Source organism: Myxococcota bacterium (assembly GCA_041389495.1).
GTDB lineage: Bacteria > Myxococcota_A > UBA9160 > UBA9160 > UBA4427 > JAWKRT01.
Genome location: JAWKRT010000001.1, coordinates 460,987 through 474,804, shown reverse-complemented (window position 1 = coordinate 474,804; position 13,818 = coordinate 460,987). Strand labels below are relative to the sequence as shown.

Sequence of the window (13,818 nt, the reverse complement as noted above, 5' to 3'; positions counted from 1 at the left end):
AGCCGTGCCGCGCGCGCTCCGCGACGACGAGGTCCAGGCGTTCCGCGCCTCGCTGTGCGAGGTCGCGGAGCGGCTCTTCGCCGAGCAGGGCTACGAGGGCGTGACGCTGCGCGCGCTCGCCACCGAGCTCGGCTGCAGCCCGATGACGCCCTACCGCTACTTCGCCAACAAGGAGGCGATCTTCGCCGCCGTGCGCACGGCCGCGTTCGCGCGCTTCGGCGCGGCGATCGAGCGCGCCGCCGCCGCGCCGGCGACGCCGCTCGAGCGGCTGCGCCACCTCGGTCGCGCGTACGTCGCCTTCGCGATGCGCGAGCAGAGCGCCTACCGGATCATGTTCGAGGTCGCGCGGCCGGCCGGCCTCGACGCCGACGCGCTCGCCGATGCGGACCAGCGAGCCACCCTGCTGCGCGGCTGGCTCCCGCTCGTCGAGACGATCGAGGCGCTCGCGAAGCAGGGCGCCGTCGACGGCGAGCCGCTCCTGCTCGCGCACGTCGCGTTCAGCGCGCTGCACGGGCTCGTGATGCTCGAGCTGTCGGACAAGTACCTGCTCGGCGTGTCGTTCGAGGAGCTCGTCGAGCCCGCGATCGACCGGCTGATCCGCGGACTGCTGCGAGGCCCGGATGCGCTCTCCGAGGCCCCGCCCTCCGGAGGCTCCCCGTGACCTCGACGCATCGCTTCGCCGCCGCCGCGGCGCTCGCCGCGTGCGCGGCGCTCGCGCTCGGGCGCACGGGCCGCGCCGGCGACGACGACCCGCCCGCGACGGACGCCCTCCCCGTCGCGACCGTGCGCGTCGCGCTGCGCGCGGGCTTCGAGGTGCGCGAGCGCCTCGCGGGCCGCGTCGTGAGCCCGCGCCGGAGCGAGCTCGGCTTCGAGCGCGGCGGACGCGTCGCGGAGGTCGCCGTCGACGACGGCGAGCGCGTCGCCGCGGGCGACGTGCTCGCGCGCCTCGACACGCGCGAGCTCGCCGCGCAGCGGCGCGAGCTCGAGGCCCGCGTCGCGGCGACGGACGCGCGCCTCGAGCTCGCGCGCGCGACGAGCGAGCGGCAGCGCGAGCTGCGGCGCGCCGACTTCGCGTCGCAGCAGCGGCTCGACGAGGCCGTCGCGGGCGAGAAGGCGCTCGCCGCGCAGATCGCGGCCGACCGCGCCTCGCTCGAGCGCGTGCGCGTCGCGCTCGAGCTCTCGCTCCTGCGCGCGCCGTACGACGCCCTCGTCGCCGCGCGCCACCTCGACGAGGGAACGGTGGCGCAGCCCGGCCAGGCCGTGCTCTCGATCCTCGAGCGCGACGCGCGCGAGGTGCGCGTCGGCGTGCCGCCCGACGTCGCGACGCGGCTCGAGCCGGGCCGACGTTATGCGGTGGAGATCGACGGCCAGGGCGACGTGATCGAGGCCGGAGCCACGCTCCGGCGCGTCGTCGCGGCGATCGACGTCGCGACGCGCACGCAGACCGCCGTGCTCGCGCTCGACGCCGACGCGCCGCCCGTGCCCGACGGGGCGCTCGCGCGCGTGCTGTTCGAGCGCGAGGTCGCGGCGCCGGGCGCGTGGGTGCCGATCGGCGCGCTCGCGGAAGCGCAGCGGGGGACGTGGACGGCCTACGCCGTCGTGCGCGACGCCGACGGCGCGCAGCGCGCCGAGCGGCGCCAGGTGGAGGTGCTGCACGGCGAGAGCGACCGCGCGTACGTGCGCGGCACGCTGCGCGACGGCGACGAGCTCGTCGCCGACGGCCTGCACCGCCTCGCGCCCGGCCTGCGCGTGCGCGTGGCGTCGACGTCGACGTTCCCGGCCGCCTCGTCCGACGCCGCGCGCGCGCCGGGGGCGCCGCCGCCGACCGCGCGCCCCGAACCGCCCGAACCGCCCGAAGCGCCCCGCTCCTGAGGTCCGCCGCGTGTTCGCCCACTACTTCTACCGCGAGGTGCGCGCGACGGCGCTCGTCGTCGGGCTCGTCGCCGTCGCCGGCATCGCCTCGTTCCGCACCATCCCGCGCCAGGAGGATCCCGCGCTCGCGCGCCGCTTCGGCGACATCGTCGTCGCCTACCCGGGCGCCACGGCCGACCGCGTCGAGGCGCTCGTCACCGAGAAGATCGAGAACGCCGTGCAGCAGCTGCACGAGATCGACGAGGTCGAGTCGATCTCGCGCACCGGGCAGTCGGTCGTGTTCGTCGCGCTCGAGGACGCGTACGGCGAGGAGGACGTCGACGAGATCTGGTCGCGGCTGCGCGACGAGCTCGCCGACGCGGCGCGCGAGCTGCCGCCCGGCGCGAGCGAGCCCGAGTTCACCGACCGCACGTCGACGGCCATCACGCTGCTCGTCGGCTTCACGTGGGAGCTCGACGGGCCGCCGCAGCTCGCGCTCATGACGCGGCTCGCGGAAGAGCTCGAGAACCGGCTGCGCGTGCTGCCCGGAACGAAGGAGACGGAGCTCTACGGCGAGGCGGCCGAGGAGCTGCGCGTCACGATCGACCCGCTGCGGCTCTCGGAGATCGGCATCGACGCGGCGAGCGTCGCGCGCGCGATCGGCGCGGCCGACACGCGGCGGCCCGCCGGGCAGCTGCGCGAGGCGGACGCCGCGATGCCGCTCGAGGTCGGCGGCTCGCTCACGGGGGTCGAGCGCGTGCGGCGCATTCCGCTCGCGGCCGACGCGGCCGGGCGCGTGCTGCGCGTCGGCGACGTCGCGCGCGTCGAGAAGACGCGCGTCGAGCCGCCGGCCACGGTCGCGGTGCTCGACGGTGCGCGCGGCGTCGCCGTCTCCGCGACGATGCTGCCGAGCAGCGGGCGCGTCGACGTGTGGGCGGCGCGCGCGCGCGACGTCGTCGACGCGTTCCGCGCCGAGGTCCCGCCCGGCGTCGGCTACGAGATCCTCTTCGACCAGAGCCGCTACACGACCGAGCGGCTCGCCACGCTCGGCGGCAACCTGCTGATCGGCGCGGGCATCGTCGTCGCCGTGCTCGTCGTGATGATGGGCGTGCGCAGCGCGCTCGTGGTCGCGACGGCGCTCCCGCTCACGCTCGCCGCCGTCGTCGCCGAGCTGCACTGGTCGGGCATCCCGCTGCACCAGACGTCGGTGACGGGGCTGATCCTCGCGCTCGGCCTGCTGATCGACAACGCGATCGTCGTCGTCGACGAGTACGAGCTGCGGCTGCGCCGCGGCGCGGAAGCACCCGACGCCATCCGCAGCGTCGTGCGCGACCTCGCCGGCCCGCTCGCCGCGTCGACGCTCACGACCGTGCTCGCCTTCCTGCCGATCGCGCTCATGCCCGGACCGGGCGGCGAGTTCGTCGGTCCGATCGCGATCGGCGTCGCGCTCTCGGTCACGACGAGCTTCGCGGTCTCGCTGACGGTGATCCTCGCGTTCGCGGGCTGGGTCGTCCCGACGCGCGAGAGCGCGATCGAGCAGGGCGAGGGGCGCTTCGGTTGGCTGCGCCACGGCTGGTCGAGCGAGCGCCTGCACGACGCCTTCCGGCGCGCGCTCGTCGCCGCGATCCGCCGGCCCGCGCTCGGCGTCGGCGTGTCGGTCGCGCTGCCCGCGCTCGGCTTCCTGGTGGCGCCGAGCCTGCCGTCGCAGTTCTTCCCGGCGAACGACCGCGACCAGTTCCAGGTGCAGCTCGACCTGCCGCCGCACGCGCCGCTCGCCGCGACGCTCGAGGCGATCGAGCGCGCGCGCGCGGTCGTCGAGGCGCACGAGGGCGTCGTCGCGACGCACTGGTTCGCGGGCGAGGTCGCGGCGCGCGTCTTCTACAACATGTTCGGGAACTACAGCGTCCCCAACTTCGCGGGCGGCTTCGTCGTGACGGAGTCGCCCGCGGCGACCGAGCGGTTGCTGCCGCCGATCCAGGAGGAGCTTCGGCGCGCGCTCCCCGACGCGCTCGCGATCGCGCTGCCGTTCGAGCAGGGGCCGCCGTTCGACGCGCCGATCGAGGTGCGCATCGTCGGCCCCGACCTCGACGTGCTGCGCGACGCGGGCGACCGCGTGCGCGCCGTGCTCGCCGAGACCGAGGCCGTCACCTACACGCGCGCGAAGCTCCTCGGCGGACGACCGAAGCTCGTGCTGACGGCCGACGAGGACGCGGCGGAGCTCGCCGGGCTGCGGCTCGGCGAGATGGCCGACCAGCTCGAGGCGACGCTCGAAGGCGCCGCCGCGGGACGCGTGCTCGACGGCACGCAGGACATCCCGATCCGCGTGCGCGTCGCGGCCGACGACCGCGCGTCGCTCGCGCGCATCGGCGCGACGCGGCTGCTCGCCGCGCCGGGCGCGGCGGCGGGACGCGGCGGTGGCGATGCGCAGGCTCCCGCGCCGGCGCGCGGCGCGCTCGCGGGCGTGCCCGTCGAGGCGGTGGCCGGCTTCGAGCTGCGCCCCGAGCTCGCCGGCATCGCGCGCCGCAACGGGTCGCGCATCAACACCGTGCAGGCCTTCCTCGTCCCGTACCACCTCATCCAGGATTCGCTCGACGACTTCCTGCGCCGCCTCGACGAGGCGGAGATCGAGCTCCCGGACGGCTACCGGCTCGAGATCGGCGGCGACTTCGAGCAGAAGCAGGAGACGCAGGGGAACCTCGCGGCGATGGCGCTGCCGCTGTTCGTGATCATGGCCGGCGCGATCGTGCTGACGTTCGACTCGTTCCGGCTCGCCTCGATCATCTTCGCGGTCGCGTTCCTGAGCATCGGGCTCGCGCTGCTCTCGGTGTGGGCGTCCGGGTACCCGTTCGGGTTCGTCGCGATCGTCGGCACGATGGGGCTCGCGGGGCTCGCGATCAACGACGCGATCGTCGTGCTGACGGGACTGCGGATCGACCCGCGCGCCGCGCGCGGCGACCCGGCACAGACGGCCGACGTCGTGCTCGACGCGACGCGCCACGTGCTCGCGACGACCTTCACGACCGTCGGCGGCTTCCTGCCGCTGATCGCGTTCGGCGGGCGGTTCTGGCCGCCGATGGCGGTCGCGATCGCGGGCGGCGTGCTCGGCGCGACGGTGGTCGCGCTCTTCTTCGTGCCGTCGCTGTTCGCGCTCGTGCGCCGCCGCGCCGCGGGGGCGGCGGACGCGGCAGGCTAGGCCGCGGGCTCGTCCGCGATGCGGCAGAGCTGCTTGCCCTGGTTCGCCCCCGTGAACAGGCGCAGGAACGTGCGCGGCACGTTCTCCATGCCCTCCTGCACGTCGACGCGATACGCGATGTCGCCCGCCGCGACGTGCTTCGCGAGGCCGGCCATCGCCTCGCCCGCGCGCGCGAGGAAGTCGAGCACGATGAAGCCCTCCATCCGCACGCGCCGCTTGATCATGTTGCCGACGAAGCGCAGCTGCGGGCGCGGCTCGGCGTCGTTGTACGCGGAGATCGCGCCGCACAGCACGATGCGGCCGCGCTCGGCGACGTGGTAGAGGATGGCGTCGAGCTGCTCGCCGCCGACGTTGTCGAACGCGACGTCGATGCCGTCGGGGCAGAGCTCGCCGAGGCGCGCGAGCACGTCCTCGCTCTTGTAGTCGACGACGCCGTCGAGCTTCGCCTCGTCGCGCAGCCACGCGCACTTCTCGGCGCCGCCCGCGACGCCGACGACGCGACAGCCGTGCAGGCGCGCGAGCTGCGCGGCGACGCTGCCGGTGGCGCCGGCCGCGCCCGTCACGACGACGGTCTCGCCGGGCTGCGGGCGGCCGACGTCGAAGAGCCCGAACCAGGCCGTCACGCTCGTCATGCCGAGGCGCGAGAGCGGGTCGGTGAGCGCCACGCCCTTCGGCACGGGCGTCGGCGTCTGCAGGCCGCCGGGACGCACGCACGCGTAGTCCTGCCAGCCGAAGAGGCCCGAGACGCGGTCGCCGACGGCGTAGCCCGGTGCCTTCGAGGCGACGACGACGCCGGCCGCGCTCGCGCGCATCACCTCGCCGATCGCGACCGGGGGCAGGTAGCTCTTCACGTCCTCGATCCAGCCGCGCATGGCCGGCTCGAACGCGAGGTAGACGTTGCGCACGACGACCTCGCCTTCGCCGGGCTCGGGGACGGGCGCGGTCGCGAGCTCGAAGCAGTCCTCGCTCACCATCCCGTCGGGGCGCTTCGCGAGGCGCCACTGCCGGTTCACGTCGCTCATCGCACTCCTCCTCCCGCGCGCAGCTTCGCGAGCTGCTCGGTGCGCTGGCCGGGCTCCCAGCTCTGGTCGTTCCAGACGAGGCGGTCGACCATGTCCCCGAAGCGGCGCAGCACCTCGTCCGCATAGCGTTCGGGGCGCGCGACGACGGCGAAGGCCTCGACGACGTCGTCGCCGACGAGCTCGCCCATCTCGGCCCACTTCCCCGCCTTCGACATCCGGTTGAGCTCGGTCTGCAGGTCGCCCCAGCCGTGCAGGTCGAGCACCGGTCGATAGGCGGGCGTCGAGCCGTAGAACGAGATCTGCCGCTTCGTCGCGGCGAGGCGCCCTTCGACGGCCTCGTCGTTCGCGCCGACGACGGAGAACACCGGGCAGACGATCTCGAAGTCGCTCCGCGAGCGCCCGGCCTTCGCGAGCCCGCGCTCGAGCGCGGGGAGCGTCACCTCGCGCATGTAGCGGTCGGTCGTGAAGCCGTGCGCGATGAGCCCGTCCGCCACCTCGCCGGCGACCTCGGTCATCACGGGGCCGACGGCGGCCAGGAAGACGCGCGGCCGCCCGTGCTGCGTGTTCGCGGGGCAGAAGTTCGGCGTCATCAGCGTGTGCTGGTAGAACTCGCCGCGGAAGTCGAGCTTCGCGCCGTCGTACCAGCAGTCCCAGATGGCGTGCAGCGCGCGGATGAACTCGCGCATGCGCGACGCGGGCTTCGACCACGGCATCGCGAAGCGCTTCTCGATGTGCGGGCGGATCTGCGAGCCGAGCCCGAGCACGAAGCGGCCCTGCGAGTACGCGTTCAGGTCGTGCGCCACCTGCGCGACCGTCATCGGCGTGCGCGCGAACGCGACGGCGATCGACGTCATCACGTCGATGCGGCGGGTGTGCTCGGCGGCGAGCGCCATCGGCAGGAACGGGTTCGTGGAGACCTCCGTCGAGACCGCCGCGTCGAAGCCCTCGGCCTCGATGCGCCGCGCCTGCTCGGGCACGGACGCGAGCTCGCCCCACATCCCGTGATCGACCTTCATCGCTCGCGTCTCCTCGTGCCTCGTCGGAAGCGCCCGCCCGCGGCGGGCGCGACGCGCACCTTCTACCACGGCGGACGGGCCGCTCGCGTCCGCCCGGCCCGCGCGTGCGCGCGGTGCTGGAAGTCGCCGGCGCGCCCCCATAGAATCCGGCGCCGTTCGGAGCGGAGCGTCTCGCCCGAGCCCGCACGGCGCGTTCGCGAGCGCGGTGCCTCGCGCGAAGTGCCGCCGCGCGCGGGCGCCTCCACCGCGTTCCGCGCTCCATCGGGCACGTCCACGCAGGCGACGACCGGCCCCGCGCGCGCCGAGGTGCGCGGGCCGGCCGCGCGCTGCGCGCTCCGCGAGCGGGCGCGGCGGGCGGGCGCGCTCCGACGGCGACCGAGGAGGACACGCGATGAGCAGGGCCGATCGATGAGCAGGGAAGACGCGGCCGGCGCCGCGCGACCGCGGCGCGCGCGCGACGTCGCGCGCTGGGACGACGAGGCCGACGTCGTGATCGTCGGCGTGGGCGCCGCGGGCGCGTGCGCGGCGATCGAGGCGCGCCGCGCCGGCGCGAGCGTGCTCGCGCTCGAGCGCTTCGGCGGGCCGGGCGGCACGACGGCCGCCTCCGACGGGATGATGTACTTCGGCGGCGGCACGGCGCTGCAGAAGGCGTGCGGCTTCGAGGACACGCCCGACGACATGTTCGCCTACCTCATGGCGGCGTGCGGCCCGCAGCCGCTCGAGGAGCGCATCCGCGTCTACTGCGACGAGAGCCCCGCGCACTTCGACTGGCTCGTCGAGCAGGGCGTGCCGTTCAAGGCCGAGTTCTACGACCAGCGCATGCTCGCTCCCGAGGAGCAGGGCCTCACCTACTCGGGCAACGAGCTGGTCCATCCCTTCCGCACGCTCGCGCGGCCCGCGCCGCGCGCGCACATGGCGGCGAAGGAGGGCATGACCGGCGCCTTCCTGATGCAGAAGCTCGTCGCCCGCGCGGAGGCGCTCGGCGCGCGCATCGCCGCGAACACGCGCGTCGACCGGCTCGTGCAGGACGACGACGGGCGCGTCGTCGGCGTCGTGGCGACGACGGCGGGCGAGGAGCGCGCGATCCGCGCCGGCAAGGCCGTGATCCTGTGCGCGGGCGGCTTCGCGAAGAACAAGGCGATGATCGACCGCTACGCACCCGAGCTCCGCAAGGCGCGCATCAAGGCCGCGACCGACGGCGACGACGGGCTCGGCATCCGCCTCGGTGCGGGCGCCGGAGGCAACCCGATCCGCATGCACATGGCGTCGGTGACGCTGCCCTTCTACCCGCCGAAGTCGCTCATGAAGGGCATCTTCGTGAACGAGGCCGGGCAGCGCTTCATGCCCGAGGACGTCTACCAGGGCCGTGCGGGCGAGCTCTGCTTCTACCACCAGAACGGGCGCGTCTGGCTCGTGCTCGACGACGCGACGTTCGAGCGCCCCGTGTTCGCGGGCGGCGAGGTGCACGCGGCCGAGACGCTCGCCGAGCTCGAGCAGGAGGTCGGCTTCGCACCGGGAACGCTGCAGGCGACGGTCGACCTCTACAACCGCTTCGCGAGCGACGAGGGCGCGGACGAGAAGGACCCCGTCTTCCACAAGGCGAACGACTACGTGCAGCCGCTCGCGACGCCGCCCTTCGGCGCGATCGACCTCTCGTGGGACAAGGCGATCTACGCGGCGTTCACGCTCGGCGGCCTCGACACGGACGTCCACGGGCGCGTGCGCGACGTCGACGGGAACCCGATCCCCGGCCTGTTCGCGGCCGGGCGCACGGCGGCGTCGATCTCGTCGCCCGGCTACTCGAGCGGCACGTCGATCGGCGAGGCCACCTTCTTCGGGCGGCGCGCCGGACGCTGCGCGGCCGAGAGCTGAGGAGAGCGACGCATGGTCGAGTACGACCCCTACTCCGACGAGATCATGGAGGACCCGTACCGCATCTACGAGCGGCTGCGGAACGAGTCCCCCGTGCACTTCATCGAGGAGTACGACTGCTGGTTCGTCTCGCGCTTCGAGACGGTGTGGAACGCGGCGAACGACGCGTCGCACCTGCACACGATGAAGGGCACGACGCCCGGGCACCTGCTCACGCACGACACGCCGCCGTCGATGTCGTTCAACGCCTACGACCCGCCCGAGCACACGCCGATGCGCGCGCAGATCAAGAAGCTGTTCGTGCCGGTCGCCGTGCGCGGGATGCGCCCGCAGATCGAGGCCTACGCGAACGAGCTGCTCGACGAGCTCGTCGAGCGCGGCGAGGGCGACCTCGTCGAGGAGTTCGGCGCGCGCATCGCCGTGACGGGCGCGTGCATCGCGGGCGGCATGCCGCTCTCGATCCGCGAGCAGGCGGTCGAGTGGGTGAACGGCGTGATGCACCGCGTCCCGGGCCACAAGGGCGCGACGGAGGTCGGCGCGCGCTGCGGCAAGGAGATGTTCTTCTGGTGCCTCGAGCTCGCGAAGGACATGCGCAAGCACCCCGAGCGCGCCACCGGCGCGCTGCGCACGATGCTGACGGAGCCGGTCGCCGGAAAGCTGCTCGACGACTTCGTCGTCGCCTCGACGCTGTCGCTCGTGATGATCGGCGGCAGCGACACGTTCCCGAAGGCGCTCGGCGCCACGATCCACCGCCTGTGGCAGCACCCCGACCAGCGCGCGCGCGTCGCGGCCGACCCGGGCCTCGCGCGCGACGCCTTCCTCGAAGCGCTGCGGATCGACACGCCGACACAGATGCTCGGCCGCACGTGCGTCGCAGCGACGGAGATCGAGGGGCAGCGCATCGAGCCCGGCCAGGGCGTGATGTTCATGTGGGCCGCCGCGAACCGCGACGAGCGCGAGTTCGCGCGCCCCGACGCCTACGACCTCGACCGCCGCCCGCCGCGCATGCTCGCCTTCGGCCAGGGCGCGCACATGTGCGTCGGCCATCACATCGCGAAGATGGAGGCCGAGGTCGCACTGCGCGCGCTGCTCGCGCGCGCGCCCGAGTACGACATCGACCTCGATCGCGCGCAGCGCAACCGCACCGAGTTCGTGCAGGGCTGGATGCACCTGCCGACGCGGCTGCGCTGAGGCGCGGCGCGCGGCGGATGCGACGCGGCGCGCGCGCGCGGCTCGCGTGGGCGCTCGCGCTCGCCGCCGTGCTCGCGGCGATGGCCGCCGCGGCCTTCGCGCCGTTCGAGCGCTTCCCCGCGAACGGTGCCGCGCGCGCGCCCGACGCGAGCGCGCTGCGCTTCGACGGCGCGGGCATCGCGTGGCTGCGCGCGCCGCTGCCGGAGCCGGACGCGGCGCCGGACGCGCCGCGCGAGCTCACCATCGCGCTGCGGATCCGCGCGGACGACGCGCCGAACGACCGGCCCGGCACCGTGTTCGCGATCGACGATGCGACGCTCCCGTGGCGGCTGCGCCTCGCGCAGCGCGGCGACGCGGCACTCCTCGACTGGCGCGAGCCGCGCGGCGCGGGCGGTGTGCGCGCCCCGGCCGGTGCGCTCGCGGCGGGCGGCGGCGAGCGCATCCGCCACCTCGGCGCGAGCGGGCTGCTCGCGCCGGGCCGCGCGCACGACGTCGCGGTGGTGACGGGCGCGCGCGGCACGCGCGTCGCCGTCGACGGCGTCGTCGTCCCCGACCTCGACTCGCGCTCGCCCGCGCTGCACACGCGCGCAGCGGGCGATGCGCACGCGGCGCGCGTCGCGCTCGGCAACGATCCGAGCGCGCGCTCGGGCTGGCGCGGCGAAGTCCTCGGCTGGGCCGCCTTTCCGCGCGCGCTCGCACCCGACGAGCTCGCCCGCGTCGCGGCCGCGCTCCGCGGCGATGGCGGCGCCGCCGACGCGCTCGCCGACGCGTGGAGCGCGGGGCGGTTCGCGCGCGGCGCGCCCGCGCCGCGCGGCGTCTCGCTTCCCGCGACGATCGCCGGCGCCCACCGGCCCGCGCTCGCGGCCGGCCGCGCGCCGCCGCGGCGCGACGCCCTCCTCAACTTCGCCGGGTTCGCGCCGCTCGGCGCGCTGCTCGCCGCCGCTCCGTTCGGACGCCGCCGCGCGCTCGCGCGCTTCGCCCTCGCGCTCGCGGCGTGCTGCGCGCTCTCGCTCGCGATCGAGCTCGCGCAGGTCGACTTCCCGGCGCGATTCTCGTCCCTGTATGATTGGTGGCTCAACACGGCGGGCGGCGGCCTCGGCGCGCTCGTCGGAGCCGCGCTCGCCGCGCGCCGAAGCCCTGCAACCGCCTAACGAAGCCCGCGTCGCCCCGCGCGACGGACGCGAGGACCCGTGAGCCCGACCGAGCCGCTCCACTACGACCCGTTCGACGCCACCATCCGGCACGACCCGCACCCCGTCTACCGGCGCCTGCGCGACGAGGCGCCCGTCTACTTCATCGAGAAGTACGAGGTGTGGGCGCTCTCGCGCTTCGACGACATCTGGCGCGTCGCCAACGACACCGAGCACCTCACGAACACCAAGGGCGCGGCGTCGGCGCAGCTGCTCACGAAGGACCAGCCGGCCGCGCCGACGATCAACACGATCGACCCGCCCGAGCACACGGAGCTGCGCAGCCAGATCCGCCGCGCCTTCCTCCCGCGCAACGTGAAGGCGCTCGAGGTGCACGCGCGCGCGCTCGCCGAGCGCATCCGCGACGAGGCGCTCGAGCGCGGCCACCTCGACATCGTGCGCGACTTCGGCTCGCGCCTCTCCGTCACCGTCGTGTGTCACGCGCTCGGCCTGCCCGTCGAGGACGGCCCGCTGCTCACGGAGTACGTGCAGGGATTCTTCTCGCACGACCCGGACACGGGCGGCATGACTCCCGAGGGCCTCGCGTCGCTCGGCGAGCTCAACGCCTACTGTGTCGAGGCGCTGCGCGAGAGGCGACGGCGCGGCGCGGACGGCGACGACGCGCTCTCGATCCTCGCGCGCTTCGAGCACGCGGGGCGCCGCTACGGCGACGAGGAAGCCGGGAGCCACCTCGGCATGCTCGTGATCGGGGGCTCGGAGACGTTCCCGAAGGTGCTGGCGAGCGCGATGCTCCGGCTCGCCGAGCACCCGCACTTCCGCGCCGAGCTGCGCGGCGACCTCTCGCTCGTGCCCGACGCGTTCGACGAGGTGCTGCGCTTCGACATGCCGACGCAGTACCTCGGCCGCACCGTCGCGAAGCCGTTCGAGGTGCACGGCCGCCGGCTCGAGCCCGGCCAGGGCGTGGTCTTCCTCTACCCGTCGGGCAACCGCGACGAGCGCGAGTTCCGCGACCCGGACGTGTTCGACATCCACCGCCGCCCGCCGCGCATCCTGAGCTTCGGCACCGGCCCGCACCAGTGCCTGGGCCGCCACATCGCGCGGATGGAGGGGCGCGTCTCGCTCGAGACGCTGCTGCCCGCGCTCGGCGACTACGAGGTCGATCTCGCGAACGCGGTGCGCCTGCACACCGAGTTCGTGCAGGGCTACGGCTCGCTGCCGATCACGTTCGCCGCGCGCGCCTGAGCGGCGCGCGGGAAGAAGCGCGCGAGGCACGCGTCGAGCGCGGGCCGCACGTGCGCCTCGATCGCCGCGTTCGCGAAGCCCACCCAGGCGACGGGCGACGTCGTGTCGAGCGGGAAGTCGAGCGGCCCGCCGAACGGCGCGGTGACGCGACAGCCCGCCTCCTCGAGCACGAGCGCCGTGCACGCATCGTACGGATGGCAGGTGATCGGCTTCGCGAGGCCGAGCTCGGCGAACGCGAGCGGGCGCAGGTCGCCGAGCATGCGGTCGCGTCCCGCCAGCAGCTCGTAGAGCTGGCCGCCCGTGCAGATGTACTGGTCGTCGAAGACGAGCGGCGCGCCGTTCTCGTCCGCGCCGTAGAGCTGCGCCCAGAGCGACTCCTCGAACGCGGCCACGAGCGCGCGCCCTTCCGGGAAGAAGCGCGCGAACGACGCGAAGCCGTGGCGGCAGTCCGTCGCCGTCGACGGACGCAGCTCGAAGGGACGGCGCGCGCCGCTTCCGACGTCGACGCGCACCGCGCGAAGGCCCGCGCGCCCGGCGCCGCGCACGGCCGACACCTGGTCGGCGAGCGTCTGCTTCGTCGGCGGGAGCTCGGTCATCGCGGCGACGACCGTGTCGCGCAGGCGCGGCGGCGCGACGCCGCGCGACGCGCCGGCGACGGGCGCGACCGCGGCGAGCGTCCACGCCGAGCGCTTGTCGTGCATCAGGCTGCGCGTGCCGTCGACGGGATCGACGATGCAGACGAAGCGCACGTCCTCGTCGCGCGCATCGCGCGGCACGCGCGGCGGCGGCGCGTCCGGGTCGTCGCCCTCCATCACGAGCTCGACCGCCCAGTCGCGCGGCCAGCTCGCCTCGAGCCAGGCGACGATCGCGTCCTCGCCGACGCGGTCGATGCGGTAGATCGTGTCGGCCGCGGTGACGGCGTCGACCGCGGCGAGCTCGTCGCTCGAGCGCGAAGCGCGGGCCGCTACGACGCGCGAGCGGATGGCGTCCTGCATGGCGCACAGGAGCTCGCGAAGGCGTTCGAGATCGCGCGGCGCGAGCCCGGGCGCGGGCGATGCTCGGCGGGAACTGGACACCGCGACGGCTCCCCTTCCACCGCTCGCGCGGGTCGTGCATTGTAACGAGCCGCGGACGCGCCGTGCGCGCGCGCGCGTCCGCGGCTGGGCGCGCGGCGGCCGATGCGCGGCTGCAGATGCGCGGCGGCCGATGCGCGGCTGCGGATGCGCGGCTGCAGATGCGCGGCGGGCGCGGGAGCGGCAGCCGAGCGCGACACCGGGCGG

At 75.0% G+C, this 13,818-nt stretch carries 10 protein-coding genes; 7 read left to right on the top strand and 3 right to left on the bottom strand.

Annotated features, from left to right (window positions below; translation table 11 throughout):
* Positions 1-4: 4 nt before the first annotated feature.
* The 3 genes from R3E88_02125 to R3E88_02115 are packed head-to-tail and all read left to right on the top strand — an operon-like array spanning position 5 to position 5,044.
* Positions 5-661 (top strand): TetR/AcrR family transcriptional regulator, encoded by a 657-nt coding sequence (locus R3E88_02125; protein MEZ4215246.1) that lies wholly within the window; start codon positions 5-7, stop codon positions 659-661.
* Positions 658-1,872, top strand: coding sequence for an efflux RND transporter periplasmic adaptor subunit (locus R3E88_02120; protein MEZ4215245.1), 1,215 nt, complete (start codon positions 658-660; stop codon positions 1,870-1,872). Before R3E88_02125 ends, R3E88_02120 begins: the two co-directional genes overlap by 4 nt.
* Positions 1,873-1,882: 10 nt before the next feature.
* Positions 1,883-5,044, top strand: coding sequence for an efflux RND transporter permease subunit (locus R3E88_02115; GenBank protein MEZ4215244.1), 3,162 nt, complete (start codon positions 1,883-1,885; stop codon positions 5,042-5,044).
* Here the strand turns inward: R3E88_02115 and R3E88_02110 are convergent.
* Both R3E88_02110 and R3E88_02105 read right to left on the bottom strand, forming a co-directional pair.
* On the bottom strand, positions 5,041-6,066 hold the full coding sequence (locus tag R3E88_02110) for an NADP-dependent oxidoreductase (GenBank protein ID MEZ4215243.1): 1,026 nt from the start codon (positions 6,064-6,066) through the stop codon (positions 5,041-5,043). The two genes, R3E88_02115 and R3E88_02110, sit on opposite strands and share 4 nt — an antisense overlap.
* Complete coding sequence (locus R3E88_02105) at positions 6,063-7,082, bottom strand: TIGR03617 family F420-dependent LLM class oxidoreductase (GenBank protein ID MEZ4215242.1); 1,020 nt, start codon at positions 7,080-7,082, stop codon at positions 6,063-6,065. The genes R3E88_02110 and R3E88_02105 overlap by 4 nt, the downstream gene beginning before the upstream one ends.
* A 408-nt stretch (positions 7,083-7,490) precedes the next feature.
* Here R3E88_02105 and R3E88_02100 point away from each other — a divergent pair, with 408 nt between their 5' ends.
* The 4 genes from R3E88_02100 to R3E88_02085 are packed head-to-tail and all read left to right on the top strand — an operon-like array spanning position 7,491 to position 12,538.
* A complete protein-coding gene (locus R3E88_02100; protein ID MEZ4215241.1) occupies positions 7,491-8,954 on the top strand; it encodes an FAD-dependent oxidoreductase in 1,464 nt (487 codons plus the stop codon).
* Between the two features lie 12 nt (positions 8,955-8,966).
* The gene (locus tag R3E88_02095; GenBank protein MEZ4215240.1) at positions 8,967-10,145 is read left to right on the top strand and encodes a cytochrome P450; all 1,179 of its coding nucleotides are present in this window, start codon (positions 8,967-8,969) and stop codon (positions 10,143-10,145) included.
* 17 nt (positions 10,146-10,162) lie between these two features.
* Positions 10,163-11,296 carry a VanZ family protein gene (locus R3E88_02090; protein ID MEZ4215239.1) on the top strand — a complete coding sequence of 378 codons (1,134 nt, stop codon included), beginning with the start codon at positions 10,163-10,165 and terminating at the stop codon, positions 11,294-11,296.
* Positions 11,297-11,335: 39 nt separating this feature from the next.
* Positions 11,336-12,538 (top strand): cytochrome P450, encoded by a 1,203-nt coding sequence (locus R3E88_02085; GenBank protein ID MEZ4215238.1) that lies wholly within the window; start codon positions 11,336-11,338, stop codon positions 12,536-12,538.
* Here R3E88_02085 and R3E88_02080 read toward each other — a convergent pair.
* The gene (locus R3E88_02080) at positions 12,499-13,614 is read right to left on the bottom strand and encodes an inositol monophosphatase (protein ID MEZ4215237.1); all 1,116 of its coding nucleotides are present in this window, start codon (positions 13,612-13,614) and stop codon (positions 12,499-12,501) included. The two genes, R3E88_02085 and R3E88_02080, sit on opposite strands and share 40 nt — an antisense overlap.
* Positions 13,615-13,818 lie beyond the last annotated feature (204 nt).

Coding starts and splice junctions, on each gene's coding strand:
- R3E88_02110 (MEZ4215243.1), bottom strand. CDS start 6,066: ATGAGCGACGTGAACCGGCAGTGGCGCCTCGCGAAGCGCCCCGACGGG.
- R3E88_02105 (MEZ4215242.1), bottom strand. CDS start 7,082: ATGAAGGTCGATCACGGGATGTGGGGCGAGCTCGCGTCCGTGCCCGAG.
- R3E88_02100 (MEZ4215241.1), top strand. CDS start 7,491: ATGAGCAGGGAAGACGCGGCCGGCGCCGCGCGACCGCGGCGCGCGCGC.
- R3E88_02095 (MEZ4215240.1), top strand. CDS start 8,967: ATGGTCGAGTACGACCCCTACTCCGACGAGATCATGGAGGACCCGTAC.
- R3E88_02090 (MEZ4215239.1), top strand. CDS start 10,163: ATGCGACGCGGCGCGCGCGCGCGGCTCGCGTGGGCGCTCGCGCTCGCC.